The 15,468-nt window shown below is 68.0% G+C and carries 9 protein-coding genes; 6 read left to right on the forward strand and 3 right to left on the reverse strand.

The window, feature by feature from the left end:
• Positions 1-28: 28 nt before the first annotated feature.
• The 3 genes from ABE434_RS12325 to ABE434_RS12335 form a co-directional block, all read right to left on the reverse strand.
• The gene (locus ABE434_RS12325; RefSeq protein WP_346479031.1) at positions 29-1,384 is read right to left on the reverse strand and encodes a Gfo/Idh/MocA family oxidoreductase; all 1,356 of its coding nucleotides are present in this window, start codon (positions 1,382-1,384) and stop codon (positions 29-31) included.
• Between the two features lie 53 nt (positions 1,385-1,437).
• Positions 1,438-4,410: a TonB-dependent receptor gene (locus tag ABE434_RS12330; protein ID WP_346479032.1), complete on the reverse strand. Its 2,973-nt coding sequence runs from the start codon at positions 4,408-4,410 to the stop codon at positions 1,438-1,440.
• 133 nt (positions 4,411-4,543) lie between these two features.
• On the reverse strand, positions 4,544-7,903 hold the full coding sequence (locus ABE434_RS12335) for a TIM-barrel domain-containing protein (protein WP_346479033.1): 3,360 nt from the start codon (positions 7,901-7,903) through the stop codon (positions 4,544-4,546).
• Between the two features lie 334 nt (positions 7,904-8,237).
• Here ABE434_RS12335 and ABE434_RS12340 point away from each other — a divergent pair, with 334 nt between their 5' ends.
• From ABE434_RS12340 to ABE434_RS12365, 6 genes are read left to right on the forward strand one after another with little or no spacing between them, the layout of a single operon-like run.
• Entirely contained in the window at positions 8,238-9,395 is a 1,158-nt protein-coding gene (locus tag ABE434_RS12340; RefSeq protein ID WP_346479034.1) for an SIS domain-containing protein, read from the forward strand.
• A 6-nt stretch (positions 9,396-9,401) separates the two neighbouring features.
• Entirely contained in the window at positions 9,402-10,328 is a 927-nt protein-coding gene (locus tag ABE434_RS12345) for an ROK family protein (RefSeq protein WP_346479035.1), read from the forward strand.
• Between the two features lie 23 nt (positions 10,329-10,351).
• Positions 10,352-11,680 (forward strand): D-tagatose-bisphosphate aldolase, class II, non-catalytic subunit, encoded by a 1,329-nt coding sequence (locus ABE434_RS12350; protein ID WP_346479036.1) that lies wholly within the window; start codon positions 10,352-10,354, stop codon positions 11,678-11,680.
• A 34-nt stretch (positions 11,681-11,714) separates the two neighbouring features.
• On the forward strand, positions 11,715-12,491 hold the full coding sequence (locus tag ABE434_RS12355) for a DeoR family transcriptional regulator (RefSeq protein ID WP_346479037.1): 777 nt from the start codon (positions 11,715-11,717) through the stop codon (positions 12,489-12,491).
• Positions 12,488-13,603 (forward strand): N-acetylglucosamine-6-phosphate deacetylase, encoded by a 1,116-nt coding sequence (gene nagA / locus ABE434_RS12360; protein ID WP_346479038.1) that lies wholly within the window; start codon positions 12,488-12,490, stop codon positions 13,601-13,603. Before ABE434_RS12355 ends, nagA begins: the two co-directional genes overlap by 4 nt.
• A gap of 53 nt (positions 13,604-13,656) precedes the next feature.
• The gene (locus ABE434_RS12365) at positions 13,657-15,462 is read left to right on the forward strand and encodes an MFS transporter (protein WP_346479039.1); all 1,806 of its coding nucleotides are present in this window, start codon (positions 13,657-13,659) and stop codon (positions 15,460-15,462) included.
• Positions 15,463-15,468: the final 6 nt, after the last annotated feature.

Consider the following 15,468-nt stretch of genomic DNA (forward strand, 5'->3'; position numbering starts at 1 on the left):
GTGACAGAACGATGGCGGGGGGTGCGGCTCAGTAAGTACCGTCGAACGCGAAGATCGGCTTGCGCTGCTTCCACAGCCCGGCGGTGAAGTCCGGGAACTCCAGCGTCTGGAAGCTGTTGGCGATGGACTGCTCGGACAGCGGCGTGATCGCGCTCCAGGTGATCGCATCGTAGATGTCGATCGGCATCGGTGCCTTGGCCTTGAGGGCTTCCACGAAGGCATGGATGACGAACCAGTCCATGCCACCGTGGCCGGCGCTGGCGGCGGTAGCGGCGTGCTGCTTCCACAGCGGGTGCTCGTACTGGTCCTGGTAGGCCTGGAACGGCTCCCACTTGTGCGGCGGGCTGCGGCCTTCGATGTGGATGGACTGGTTCACGTCCATCCACAGGCCCTTGGTGCCCTGCACGCGGAAGCCCATCGAATACGGGCGCGGCAGCGAGGTGTCGTGCTGCAGCAGGATCGTCTCGCCGTTTTCGCAGGCCAGGGTGGTGGTGACGATGTCGCCGAGCTTGAAGGCCACCTTGGTACTCGGGTGGGTGGTGCCACCGCTCTTGGCCACGGTGTACTCGTGCAGGCCGCGTGCCTTGCTGGCAAACGCATTGATGTGGGTGAAGCGGTTGCCACGATTGATGCCGGTGTACATCGCGCACGGGCCAATGCCGTGGCTGGGGTACAGCTCACCGTTGCGCTTCACCGAATGTTCGGTGCGCCAGCGCGCCTCGGACCAGCCCTTGGCGCCGAACTCCACGCCGCTGTCATAGGGCTGGCTGGGATCGCCGGAGTTGAACTTCACGCCCCGCAGGTCGTGCTGGTAGCCGCCCTGCAGATGCACCAGCTCGCCGAACAGGCCTTGCCGCACCATCTGCAGCGCCGCCATCACGTCGCGGCGATAGCAGACGTTTTCCAACAGCATGTAGGGGGTGCCGGTGGACAGCTGGGTCTTGAGGACATCCCAGTGGTCCTGCAGGGTGATGCCGGCGACCACTTCGCAGCCGACCGCGACCTTGGCCTGCATGGCCGCGATCGCCATCGGCGCGTGGTATTCCCAGGGTGTGGCGATGATCACACCGTCCAGCCCGCGCTGTTCGATCAGCCGCTTCCACGCGTTGACGTCGCCGTCCTGGCCGTAGGCCTTGGGCGCCGGCTTGCCGGCCTTGGCGACCATGTCCATGCCGCGCTTGAGCATGATCGGCTCGATGTCGCACAGTGCGACCACCTCCACGTCGTCGCGGCGGACCAGTTCCTTCAGCAATACCTGGCCGCGCATGCCGGTGCCGATCAGCCCCAGCCGCACCTTGCGTCCGCGCGCCCAGGCGGGCGTGTTGGGCAGCAGGCTGGTGGCGGCAACGGCCGCGCTGGCGGCGATGAATTCTCTGCGTTTCATGGACAGTACCTCGTGTGAAGATCGCGCCGGCCGGAACCGGCGCGAGGGGAGCATCAGAACTTGTAGCCGACGGTCAGACTGTAGCCGCGACCGAAGATGGTGGCGTAATCGCTGGAATCGCCGAGGAAGCTGTTCGGATCGTAGAACGGCAGGCGGTCGAACAGGTTCTTGATGGTGAACCCGACGTTCCAGTGCGCGTCCGGGCGCCAGGCCACGCTCAGGTTGGCCGTCCACCACGACGGTGCGCCGTCGCACTTGCTCTGCTCCACCGGCAGGTAGCCGGCGGTGCAGGTCTGCGGGTTGTTGTCTTCTTCATCGATCTGCTGCAGCGCCCACTTGGTGCCGCCGACGTAGTTGACGAAGACGCTGGTGGTGACCTGCTTGTAGCTCCAGTCCGCGTTCAACGTGGCGCGCAGGCGGGGGTTGTTGTAATACCCGACCAGGTCGCCGTAGTACCAGCCGCTTTCGTCGTCCAGGTAGGAACGGTTGCGGTTGGCGATGGTGGCGGCCACGCCGATGTTCAGGTTGCCCCACTCGCCCAGCGAGAAGCGGCTGCGGGCGTCGATGTCGAAACCGTCGATCAGGGTCTTGCCGCGGTTCTTGTACTGGCCCACCACGCTGGCCACGTTGCCCACGCTGTAGCCGGGCAGCGTGCCGGGACAGGCAACGCCGCTGGCCGGGTCGGCGCACATCGCCGCCAGGGCGGCCAGGTTGGCGCGGTCGCTTTCAGTGATCGGCGAACGCGTGGAGGAAATGATGTCCTCATCGCGGGTGAAGTCCGGGGCGACGATCTCGTTGCTGCGGTAGATGAACCAGTAGTCGGCCGACACCGACAGCCACTGCGTGGGTTCGTAGACGAAGCCCAGCGTGGTGATCTTGGCCTTCTCCGGCTTCAGGTCCGGGTTGGGCTGGGTCATGCGCGCCACGGTGCGGCTGCAGTCGGTGTTGAGCAGGGTCTTGCCCAGGTCGACATCCCCGCCGCGCTGCGATCGCAACAGCAGGTTGGCGATGGCGTTGGTCTCGTTGCAGCGCACCTCGTCGCGGTAGCCGCCCAGCTGGGCGAACACGCCGCCGTTGCCGGATTCGGCCAGGCTGGGCGCGCGGAAGCCGGTGGAGTACGTGCCGCGCAGCATCAGCTGGTCGAACATCTGGTACTTCAGGCCGATCTTCGGCGCCAGGTTGGCGCTGAAGTCCGGGTATTTGTCCACGCGCAGCGCGGCGTCCAGTTCCAGCTTCTCGGTGAGCGGCGCCACCGTCTCGGCGAACAGCGCGTAGGTGTTGCGCTTGCCGTCGAACCACGAACCACCCTGCTGGGTGATCAGGCCATTGGCCGCATCCGGGTTGCCGGGGGTATAGAAGGTTTCGCGGCTGGCGTTGAAGCCGAAGGCCGCACGCACTTCGCCGGCCGGCATCTGGAACAGCGGGCCTTCGATCTTGCCGTCCAGGGTATGCAGGCGGGTCCAGGACTGGATGTCGAAGGTCGGGAACGCTTCGCGGATCAGCGCGGCGTTGGCTTCGCTGATCTCACCGAACTTGTACGCCGGGTGATCGGAAATGATGACCCGACCGGTACCCGGGTCGACGGAGTACGGGCCGAACGCCTTCTCGAAGCCGGCCAGGTTGACGTTGGTGGTCTGGTAGGTGACCGAGTGGCTGCCGGCGGTGGCGAAGGCGGTTTCCCAGTTCCAGTCGCCGATGTCACCACGCAGCCCCGCCACCACGCGGTAGCTCTGGTCGGTGTTGCGCTGGCCGAAGTGGTTGGCGCCCACGTCCTGCAGCAGGTACTGCAGGCCGACCACGCCGCCCATCAGTGCTTTCAGTTCGGGCGAGGCGTTGTTGTATTCGTTGTTCGGGCCCAGGTACGGATACAGGAACTGGTTGACCGTGGTGCCGGTGTTGCGCGAGAACCAGCTGGTCGGGTTGCCGGTGGTGGTGCCGTAGGCGCGCGGCGTGCCGCCGTTGGCGGTCAGGTCGATGTCGGTGTAGGTCGCCTCGGCGAAGGCTTCGGTGCTGTCGCCGATCAGGAAATGCGCGTTGACGTAGGCGGTGTTGCGCTCCGACTTGGCGCCGGCGTCGATCTCGTTGTTCATCCACGTCTCCCAGATGCAGCGCGGGCCGGCCGCTTCGCTGGTGAGCACGTTGTTGCAGCCCGGGGCGGCTTCCTGCACGCGGCGGCCGGTGACCGGATCGAACGCGAAGTAGCTGCCGGGGTTGAACTCACCCGGCTTGCTGCCGGTACCCAGGCGCAGGTTGGGCAGGTAGTTGGGGTTGTTGACGTAGTACTGGTCGGGCCGCTTGTCGTAGAAATCGCTCAGCGGGATCGCATCGCGCCGGTACAGATTGACCGAGGCGTACACGTTGTAGCGGTCTTCATCGAGGTCGCCGAAACCGGCGGTGATGCTCCCTTGGTGCTCACCGTACGAACTGATCCGCGAGGATTTGTCGGTGGTGAGATTGATCTCCGCACCCTGGTAGGAGCGCTTGGTGATCACGTTGATCACGCCGGCCACGGCGTCGGTGCCGTACACCGCCGAGGCACCGTCGGTCAGCACTTCCATGCGCTCGATCGCCGCGGCGGGGATCGCATCGATGTTGACGAACTGGGTCTGGAAGCCGGCCGGCGCGCCGTAGTAGGACAGGCGGCGGCCATTCAACAGCACCAGCGTGCCCTGCGCGCCGAGACCGCGCAGGTTGGCCTGCGAGGCGCCGTCCGAGCCGGTGAACAGCGAGCGCGCATCCTGCTGCCCCGGGCGTGCCGCCGGCAGGTTGTCGAGCACCTGCAACAGCGTGCGCGCGCCCATGTTCTCGATGTCCTGCTTGCTGATCACCTGCACCGGCGAGGCGGTTTCCACATCGCTGCGGCGGATGTTGGAGCCGGTCACTTCGATGCGCGACAGCTCGGTGGCTTTGGTATCGGGCGCTGCGTCCTGGGCGCTGGCACTGCCGACCACCGCAACGGCCAGGCCGAGTGCGATGGACAAGGGGGTGGCGGTGATGCGGCGATGGCGATGGCGTTCGGTCAACATCTTGGGCTCCTTGTTCGATCCGCAGCGTGGGGCTGGCGGTGGATGGGTGTGTTTGGGCAAACGTCCCCCGTGCCGCGGCCAAAGGGCCGCAGACGGGAAACGGGAGAGAGCGGTGTTCCGGAAGGCGGTTCGGTTACGGCGACACGATGCTGGCGGTATCGCCCTCCTGTCCGATCAGGGCGGCGTTCGCCCAGTTGCCACAGACCTGCGCAGGGTGATCGCCCTGCGCCCCGAGCGTGCGCAGGCTCAGCCGCTGCAGGCCGCGCACGTCCAGCTCCGGTTTGACCACGCCGGGTGCTTTGACCAGGCCGCTGTCGTACAGCAGCCGACCATCGCCCCAGACCTGGAACTGCATGCCGCCGGCGGTGCGGCATTGATCATCGATCCCCAGATCGGCGCGCAGCAGGCGCCAGCCGCCGTTGAGCTGCAGATCGATCCGGCTGTTGGCGTTGACGCCCAGGCCGCGGCGGAAATGCAGGCCGTTCATGCGCATCTCGGCCTGGCCACCAAAGGCATGGTCGGTGCCGACGCTGGCCTTCAACGGGGCCGGCAGTGGCAACGCGGACAGATACAGCTGCTGCGCGGGGCCCTCCGGCTGCGGGTGCTCCAGCACATGGAAGGTGGACAGCACGATCGGGCCGACATCGCGCGGCTGCAGTGCATCGACCGCCCGCGCCACGCTGCCCTGCGCCGCGGTCACCATCGGATCGGCACCGCTGGCGCCGTCGCCTTCCGGGTTCTGCGTGCTCAGCACGCGGAAGCGCAGCAGGCGGCCGGCATGGGCGGGGAAGTCGATCTGCTGCATGCCCTGCTGCAGGGTCAGGCGGCCACGCTTGACCGGTTCACCCCACTCGCCGTTGCTGTCGGCCATGTAGATCTCGTAATCGCGGATCTGGCCGTTCTTCCAGTGCTGGTCGTTGCGCGGCGCCAGTTCGATGCCGTCGATCAGCCTGCGTTCGCCGAAGCCGAGCACCCACTCGTGCGCGCCGGTCTTGACCGCCTGGTTGCGCACGGTGCGGAACCACGTGGCCGGATCCTCGTCGAAGGCCTTCTCCATTTCGTAGCCCTGCTCCTCGGCCGGGCGGTTGACCACCAGCAGGCTGTCGGAGGGCAGCGCGCGGCCCAGTTCGGGGGCGGGCGGGAAGGCATCGTCGGCCGGCGCGGCGGCGATCGGCAGATCCAGCTGCAGTGCGAGCGCTTGGCGGATGTCGGTCGGCGCGGTGCGCACGTGCAGGGTGCCGCGGCGCTCGGCCGCATCGAAGTACCAGCCCTCGCCCGCACCCTGCCACGCTGCCTGGTCGGCCAGCATCGGCAGCGCGCGTCCGTCCAGCGTCACCGTGGCCGGGCGCTGGCGGCTGAGCACGCGCAGCGCATAGCGGCGCTGCTGCAGCTGGCCGGCGTACTGGCCCTGCACCGGATCGATGCGCACCTGCACCGGGCCGCTGCCCTGCGCCGGCGCATGCACGGTGATCGCCTGGGTGCTGGACTCGCCCTTCTCATAACGGCGGGTGGCGCCATCGTCTTCGTACAGCGTGTACTGCGAGGTGCCCTGCGGATACAGATCGAAGGTCACTTCGTCGAGCGGCTTCTCACCGTCATAGAGCATCGCCGGGTACATCGGGATGATCGCCCCGGCACGCACGAACACCGGGATCGTGGCCAGGTCGACCGGACGATCCAGCGCGCGGCCCTCGGCACCGGCCTGCAGCTGGCGGCCGTCCCAGTAATCGATCCAGCGGCCCTGCGGCAGGTGGATGTCGCGGCGCCAGCCACGGCTCGCGGCCTGGCTGCGGTACACCGGCGCGATCAGCAGCTCGCGACCGAGCAGGAACTGGTACTTGTACGCTTCGGTATACGCCTGCGGGTCCTGCGGGTAGTCCCACATCAGCGCGCGCAGCAGCGGGGCACCGGTGGTCGCCGCGTCATGCGCCAGCCCGTACATGTACGGGGTCATGCGCATTTTCAGCTTGAGGTAGTCGCGGTTGACGCTGCGGTAGGGCTCGTCGAACCACCACGGGTGCTTGCGCGCATTGCCGGACCAGCCGGACATGCCCATCAGCACGGGCGTGAAGCTCTTCCACTGCAGATCGCGGGTGAACGTCTCGGCGCTGCCACCGAAGATCGCATCGACGTCACCACTGGCATAGGCCATGCCGGACAGGCCGGAGCCGATCAGGGTCGGGATGTGCCAGCGGATGTAGTCCCAGCTGCTGCTCTGGTCGCCGGTCCAGGCCACCGCGTAGCGCTGGATGCCGCCCCAGCCCATCACCGTCCACAGGAACGGGCGCGAGTCGGAGTTGTGCAGGATGCCGTTGAACGCGGACTGGTTGGCGTCCATCGCGAACTGGTAGCCCTTGCCGGTCCAGGCCACGTCCAGCTTCTGCACGCGGCTGCCGGCGGTGCCCACTTCCCAGGCGATCTTGTCGACGCCGTTCTCGGTCCACAGGCCGGTCTTGAAGCCGTACTTCGCCAGGCCCTGCACGGTCTCGGGCAGCTTCTTGTAGCCGCAGCCGTAGCCGTCGTTGGGCAGAATCCAGCCACCGGGCATGTCGTGGTCGCGGTACTGCCTGGCCACGCTGTCCACCACGTCCGGCGTGGTGCCGGTCGGGCCATCGCTCCAGCCGTCGGGCACGCTGCCGGGCTTCTTGATGTTGTCGCCATCGTTGTAGCAGTCGGCGTCGCCATAGGAGAACGCCCAGCGCGGCAGCAGGCCGGCGCGGCCGGTCAGCGTGGTGTAGCGGTCCAGCAGGGTGTGCAGGCTCGGCCCGACGAAGTAGTACGCATCGAAGCGGTCTTCGCGATGCAGCAGCGTGGCCTGGTCGGCCTGGCGCAGATCGTAGGTGCCATCGCTCCAGGTGTTGCGCAGCATGCCCCAGCCGCGCGAGCTCAGCAGCATCGGCGCGGGGTTGGGCCGATCGCCCTCTTCCCAGCCACCCGAGTACGACACCTCCAGCTCGCGGCCCTTGAATTCGAAGCGGCCGTTCTGCTGGCCACCGCCGTAGAAGTGTTCACCGGCCTCGCTGGAGAGCACCTGCACGCTCTGGTCCTTGTCCAAGTCCAGCGGCTGCAGTTCGCGCCACAGGGCGACATCGCGGTCGCCCTCGCGGCGATCCAGCGACAGGCGCAACGGCTGGCGCTGGATATGCAGGACCAGCGCATCGGTGCGGATGCGCACCTCGTTGGCGTCTTCTTCCAGTTGGAAGGCGACCTTCGTCGCCGGCTGCGGCAGCACGATCGGTGCGGCCTTGTCGCCGGCAGCGGTCAGCGTGCCGTTGCGGCCGGCCTGCACGCGCAGTACGTCCTCGCGCAGCAGCTCCACGCGCAGGGTGGCGCCGGTATCGCTGCTGAGCGTCCAGCCGGCGGTGCCGTCTTTGCCCGGGGTCGCGCTGATCGCACGCAGGTTGCCCACCGGCGCGGCGCTGGCGGTGCCGGCCAGGGCCACTGCAGCGAGCAGTGCGATCGTCAGACCAGTGCGTCGTAACCGGAAGTCCACCTTGCCCCCAAGCCCGCGGTCAGCGGGAAACTGAAACCAGTGCGGCCGACTCTAGGGCAGGGTCTCGAAAGATGTCAACAAATTGCAAAGAAAAAAGAAGGATATTTGAGTACAAACGAAAGATGCGGCACAGCAACACTTTCCAAACGCCACCTGAATGCGCGTTTTGTTTCCGCCTGAAACCTTGTTGCGACGCGGCATTGGAAAAACTTGGTTGTGATCATCCCGCCAGCAATAGGTAAAAAGTGTGACCTAACGATCTTTTCTTTATCTTTCGCTATTTGACATTTCGAAAGAAAACGCAGAAGGTGCGTTCGCCCAACAGGAATTGCGAATGGACGCTTCTCTGCTCCCTGATTTGCCCGCGTGGCAGCGCCTCGGTGGCGCCTATACCGCCGAAGAAATCGCCCAGCAGCCCCGGCTGTGGACGGTGCTAGCCGACCTTCTGGACGCCGCGCAGGCGCGCATCGATGCATTCCTCGGTGACGCCCTGCGCGATCCCGGCCAGCGGGTGATCTTCACCGGCGCCGGCAGTTCGGGCTTCATCGCCGAGATGGTGGCCGACCAGATCAATGCGCAGTGGCCCGCCGAGGTCCGCGCCGTGCATACCACCAGCCTGCTGACCCATCCGGCGCTGTACCTGCGCCGCGATCGACCGACCCTGCTGGTGTCGTTCGGGCGCAGCGGCTCCAGCCCGGAGAGCGTGGCAGCGGTGGACCTCGTCCGCGACCAGGTCGACCACGCGCGCTTCCTGGACATCACCTGCAACGCCGCGGGCGAACTGGCCACGCGTGGCCACGGCCGCAGTGACACCTTGTCGCTGCTGATGCCGCCGGCCAGCTGTGACCGCGCCTTCGCCATGACCAGCAGCCTGAGCTGCATGCTGCTGGCCGCGCTGAGCACGTTCGACCGCGCCCCGTGGGCGCAGCGCCTGGAACGCCTGCATGCGCTGGGCACCCACGGCGAACGTGCGCTGGACGCCTGGGATGCCGCGGTCGCTGCCCTGGCCCAGGCGCCGTACGCGCGCGTCATCTATCTCGGCAGCGGTCCGCTGGAAGCCGTTGCGCGCGAGGCCGCGCTGAAGGTGCTCGAACTCACCGCCGGCCGCGTGCTGGCGCTGGCCAACACCCCGCTGGGGTTCCGCCATGGGCCGAAGTCCACCCTCAACGGCGAGACCCTGGTGGTGATGCTGCGCAGCGCACAGCCGCTGGCCCGCCGCTACGAACAGGACCTGTTGAACGAACTGCGCCGCGACGGCATCGCCGGCCGGGTGCTGTCGATCGGGCCCGACGACGCGGACCGCGCCGACGGCGATTTCGTGCTCGATGCGCCCGCGCTGCCCGATCCGTGGCTGGCCCCGCTGTGGCTGCTGGTGCCGCAGTGCTACGCGCTGCAGCGCTCGGCCGCGCTCGGCATGACCCCGGACAATCCCTTCCCCGACGGCACGGTCAACCGTGTGGTGCAGGGCGTGACCATCCATCCCCACGGCTGAGCACGCATGCAGACCTGGTACGGCATCGACATCGGCGGCACCAAGATCGAACTGGTCGCGTGCGACGCGGCGCTGGTGGTGCATCACCGCCAGCGCGTGGCGACACCCACCCGCGACTACGCCGCGTTCCTGCAGGCCATCGTCGATCTGGTCGATGCCGCCGACAGCGCGCTAGGCGAGCGCGGCGTGGCCGTCGGCATCGGCCTGCCCGGCGTGCGTGATCGTGCCAGTGGCCGCCAGCTCAGCGCCAACGTGCCCAGCCTGACCGGCCAGACCGTCGGTGCGGACCTGCAGGCACGCCTGCAACGCCCGCTGGAACTGGGCAATGACCTGCAGTGTTTCGCCTTGTCCGAAGCGCATGACGGCGCTGCCGCGGGCTACCCCAGCATGTTCGGGGTGATCCTCGGCACCGGCGCGGGCGGTGGTTTCTGCGTGGGTGGCCGGCTGATCGCCGGGCACAACGGCATCGCCGGCGAATGGGGGCACTGGAGCCTCCCCGCCACCCTGCAGCAGCGCCACGACCTGCCGGTGCTGGACTGCGGCTGCGGCCTGCGGGGCTGCCTGGAGCGCTACGTCTCCGGCAGCGGGCTGGCGATGATCCACGAACGCCGCGGTGGCGCGGCCCTGGATGCCGCCGCGGTGGTTGCCCGGGCGCAGGCCGGCGATGCGATCGCGCAGCAGGCCCTGGCCATCCACCGTGACCTGCTCGGCTACAGCTTCGCCAGCCTGATCCTCGCGCTGGACCCACACGTGATCGTGCTCGGCGGCGGCCTGTCCAAGCTGGAGCAGCTCTACCGCGACCTGCCGGCCGCGATCGCGCCCTACCTGTTCACCGGCGTCCGCGTTCCCCCGATCCTGCCGCCCACCTTCGGCGATGCCGGCGGTGCGCGGGGCGCCGCTCTGCTCGCGCGCCAGCACCATCCCTCCCCCTGAACACTGTTGTTACTGGAGTTGCCATGTCCGCCGTCCAATCGTTGATCGCCGCCCACCGCCAGGGCCAACCCGTCGGGCTGTACAGCGTCTGCTGCAGCAACGCGCAGGTGTTGCTGGCGGCGATGCAGGTCGCGCAGCGCTACGACACCCTGCTGCTGATCGAGGCGACCTCCAACCAGGTCGATCAGTTCGGCGGTTACACCGGCATGACCCCGCCGCAGTACCGCGACTACGTGCTGCAACTGGCGCGCGATGCCGGCTTCCCGGCCGAGCGGCTGGTGCTCGGTGGCGACCATCTCGGTCCCAACGCCTGGCAGAAAGGCCCGGCAGACGCTGCCATGGCAAACGCGCGCGACCTGATCGCCGCCTACGTCGCAGCCGGTTTCCACAAGATCCACCTGGACTGCAGCATGTCCTGCGCCGATGACCCGACCCCGCTGCCGGACGCCATCGTCGCCGCGCGCTCGGCCGAACTGGCGCGGATCGCCGAACGTACCGCCGCCGAACACGGCCTACCGCCGCCGGTCTACGTGATCGGCACCGAAGTGCCGATCCCCGGCGGTGAGGCTTCGCTGGCCGGTGGCCTGCAGGTCACCACGCCGGCCGCGGCCGCGACCACGCTGGACATCCACCGCGAAGCGTTCTCCGCCCCGGACCTGCTGCCGGCGTGGGAGCGCGTGATCGCGATGGTCGTGCAGCCCGGCGTGGATTTCGACCACAGCAGCGTGCACTACTACGACCCTGCCGCCGCCGCGGACCTCTCGGCCTTCGTCGAACGGCAGCCGCGCATCGTGTTCGAAGCACACTCCACCGACTACCAGACCGAGGCCGGCCTGCACGCGCTGGTCCGCGATCACTTCGCAATCCTCAAGGTCGGGCCGGCGGCCACCTATGCCTTCCGCGAAGCCGTGTTCGCGCTGGCCATGATCGAACGCGAACTGCTGCCTTCCGCGCAGCGCTCGAACCTTATCGAGGTGCTGGACCGCTGCATGGTCGACACGCCGGGCAGCTGGCGCAGCTACTACCAGGGTGACGAGCACGCGCTGCGCCTGCTGCGCGCCTATTCGCTCAGTGACCGCAGCCGTTACTACTGGGGCGAGCCGGCGGTGCAGGCCGCGCTGGACACGCTGGTCGCCAACCTCACCGCGCAGGTGCCGCCGCAGATGCTGCTCAGCCAGTTCATGCCCGAACAGCTCAAGGCGATCGAAGCCGGTGAACTGCAGCCCGCACCGCTGGCGCTGATCCAGCACAAGGTCGCGCTGCGCCTGGCCGAATATGCCCGGGCCTGCAATCGCAACCTCTCAGGCACGCATAACGAAACCCGGCAGGCCAAGGAGCTTTCGGAACGGTAAGCTTCGGCTTTCCCTTTCGAACGGAATCGCCCCCATGCGGAACACCCGGCAGCGTCGCCAGCAGATCCTCCAGACCCTGGTCGAGCACGGCAACGTGCAGGTCAGCGAGCTGGTGACGCGTTTTTCGGTCTCGGCGGTCACGATCCGTGCCGACCTGACCCACATCGAATCGCAGGGGCTGGCCACCCGTACCCACGGGGGCGCCACGCTGGTACGCACGCCGCCGCAGGAACAGGACATCCACGAGAAGGATGCGCTGAACCTGCCGATGAAGGACCGGATCGGCATCGAGGCGGCCAAGCTGGTCAAGGCCGGCGACAACATCATCATCGACTCGGGCTCGACCACGATGACGCTGGCGCGGCACCTGCGCGGGCATCGCGAGGTGACGGTGATGACCAATGGCCTGAACATCGCCTGGGAGCTGGCCAATGCGCCCGGCGTGGAGCTGCTGCTCACCGGCGGCCTGCTGCGCAAGCAGTCGCTGTCGCTGCACGGCAGCCAGGCCGAGGCCAGCCTCAACACCTACAGCTTCGACACCCTGTTCCTGGGCGTCGATGGCCTGGATCTACAGTTCGGCCTCACCACCCACCACGAGGCCGAAGCCAGCCTCAACCACCGCATGGTCGAGCGCGCGCGCCGCATCGTGGTGCTCACCGACGCCTCCAAGTTCGGCCGGGTCAGCCTGCACCGCATCGCGCGGCTGGACCAGGTCCACACCATCATCACCGACGCCAGCATCGAGGCCGAGTACCTGGAAGGGCTGCAGCGGCTGGGCGTCGAAGTGATCATCGCCGAGTGCCCGCCTTGACCGAGTCCCGCTCCCTGCACGGCCGCCTGCTCACCGACACCGGTTGGGTCCGCGGCGACATCCACTTCGACCAGCGCATCACCGCCATCGATACCGCGCACGCCGATCCGCGCGGCGACGACGAGGTCCCGCTGATCCTGCCCGGCTTCATCGACCTGCATGTGCATGGCGGCGCTGGGGTGGACATCATGCAGGGCGGTACGACCGCGCAGACCGTGGCGCGCGCGCATGCCCGGCACGGCACCACCGCGCTGCTGGGCACCACCATGACCGCGCAGGAGGACGACATCACCCGCGCGCTTGAAGGCCTGTCCGCTGCGATCGCCACGCGCGAAGCAGGCATGGCGCGCGTGCTCGGCGTACACCTGGAAGGCCCCTTCATCAGTGCCGAGCGTCTGGGCGCACAGCCCCCGCTGGTGGTCGAGGCCACCCTGGCCGACGTGCAGCGCCTGCATGCGATCGCACCGATCAAGGTGCTGACGCTCGCCCCGGAGATCGGCCAGCACCTGGCGCTGATTCCCGCGCTGAACACGCTCGGCATCCGCGTGCAGCTCGGCCACAGCGCCGGCAGCTACGAGGATGGTGTTGCCGCACTGAACGCAGGCGCGGCAGGCTTTACCCATCTGTTCAACGGCATGACCGGCGTGGACCACTACCACCCGGGCATCGCGACCGCCGCGCTCGCGCATGCCGAGTACGCCGAGCTCATCCCCGATCTGCAGCACGTGCATCCCGGCGCGATCCGCACGGCCCTGCGCGCGATCCCTCGCCTGTACTGCGTCACCGATGCGACCGCCGCTACCGGCATGCCCGATGGCGAGTACGCGCTGGGCGTGCAGCGCGTGCACAAATGCCTGGGCTGCGTGCGGCTGTCGAGCGGCTCGCTGGCCGGCAGTGCGCTGACCATGGACCAGGCGCTGCGCAACCTGGTCTCGCTCGGCCTGGGCATCGCCGATGCCTCCAACCGGCTGTCGCGCTATCCGGCCGACTATCTCGGCATCGACGACCGCGGCCGTCTCGCGACCGGTGCCTGGGCGGACCTGGTGGTGCTTGACCACGACCTGCGCGTGCGCGGCGTGGTGGTGGAAGGCGACGACATCGCGCTCGACTGAGCGTTGACTCCCGCGCCGCCACGGCGCACGCAGTTGCAGACAGGACCGGCATGATGAACGACGTTTCCGCAGCCCTTCCCGTGCACGCCGGCGCCTCCGCGCCGCGCTGGCCGGTACGCTATCTGTTGTTCATCGGCGGCATGGGTGGGCTGCTCTATGGCATCGACATCGGCATCATCGCCGGTGCCCTGCCCTACCTGGAGGCCACCGCGACCGCGAGCTGGCACCTGACCAGCCAGCAGCTGGGCTTCGTGGTCGCCGCCGTGCTGCTCGGCAGCGTGTTGTCCTCGCTGTTCGCCGGCATGGTCGCCGACCTGATCGGGCGTCGCGGCGCGATGCTGCTGGCCGGCGTGCTGTTCACTGCCAGCATCCCGGTGATGGCGCTGTCCGATGGGTACGGCGCGCTTTTGATGGGGCGGCTGCTGCAGGGCATCAGCGGCGGCCTGATCGGCGTGGTGGTGCCGCTGTACCTCGCCGAAGTCCTCAGCCCGGAACGGCGCGGTCGCGGCGCCGCGATGTTCCAGTTGCTGCTCACCATCGGCCTGGTACTGGCCGCCCTGATCGGGCTGTACCACGCCCATGCGGTGGATGCGGCGACCGCCGCGGTGCGCCATCTGCCCGGTGCCGAGCAGCAGCGGCTGCTGTTCGACGTCAAGGACCATGCCTGGCGCACGATCTTCTGGAGTTGCCTGCTGCCCGGCCTGGTGTTCACCGGGGGCGTGCTGCTGATCAGTGAATCACCGCGCTGGCTGGTGCGCCGTGGCCGCATCGACAAGGCGCGCAGCGCGCTGCAGCGCACGGTCGCCGCGGCCGACGTCGAGCCGACCCTGCAGCGCATGCAGGCGCCGGAAGAACGCCAGATCGGCCCCAACGGCAAACGCGATCCGCTGCTCAGCCGCCGCTACGTCTGGCCCTTCGTGCTGGCCTGCCTGGTGCTGGCGTTCACCCAGGCCACCGGCATCAACTCGGTGCTGGCCTACGCGGTCAACATCCTCAACCAGGCCGGCCTGCCCGGCTCGGTGGCCAATGGTGCGGATGTGGCGATCAAGCTGCTCAACGCGGTGATGACCGTGGTGGCGCTGGTGCTGGTGGACCGCAAGGGCCGCAAGTTCCTGCTGATGCTGGGCAGTGGCGGCATCACGCTGTCGCTGCTGGCGGCGGCCCTGCTGTTCGTGCAGAGCGAACGCGGGCGGCTGGATGTGCAGGCCACGCTGCAGCAGCAGGTGAGCGGCACCACCCTGTCGCTGCCACTGGATGCCGCGCAATGGCAGCGGCTGGACGGCACTGCCGGCACCGCGCCGCAACAGCTGACCGTGTCCTATGCCTATGGCGGCTTCAGCAATGTGCGCTCGCTGCGCAGCGACAACCCGATCGATGCCACCCTGCAGATCCGCCGCGAGGACGCGGTCTCGGCCGACAGCGTGATCGGCCGCTTCTTCCGTACCCTGCACCTCAACCCGTTCCCGGACCCCGCGCAGGCCGCCAACGCACCGCTGGTGATCGAACGCGCAGTGATCGGCCCGGTGCCCTCGCCCACGCACGGCTGGCTGGTCGCCGGCTGCATCCTGCTGTTCGTCGCGTTCTTCGCGGTCGGCCCCGGCGTGTGCGTGTGGCTGGCGCTGTCCGAGCTGATGCCGACCCGCATCCGCTCCAACGGCATGAGCATCGCCCTGCTGATCAACCAGTTCGTCTCCACGGTGATCGCCGCGATCTTCCTGCCCACGGTCGGTCACTACGGCTACGCCAGCATGTTCTTCTTCTGGGCCGGCTGCACGCTGCTGTACTTCCTGATCGCCGCGTTCTGGCTGCCGGAGACCAAGGGCAAGTCGCTTGAGCAGATCGAGGCGAACTTCCGCTGAGCGGCA

The sequence above is a fragment of the Stenotrophomonas sp. TWI1183 genome (assembly GCF_039673115.1).
GTDB classification, from domain to species: Bacteria; Pseudomonadota; Gammaproteobacteria; order Xanthomonadales; family Xanthomonadaceae; genus Stenotrophomonas; species Stenotrophomonas maltophilia_AA.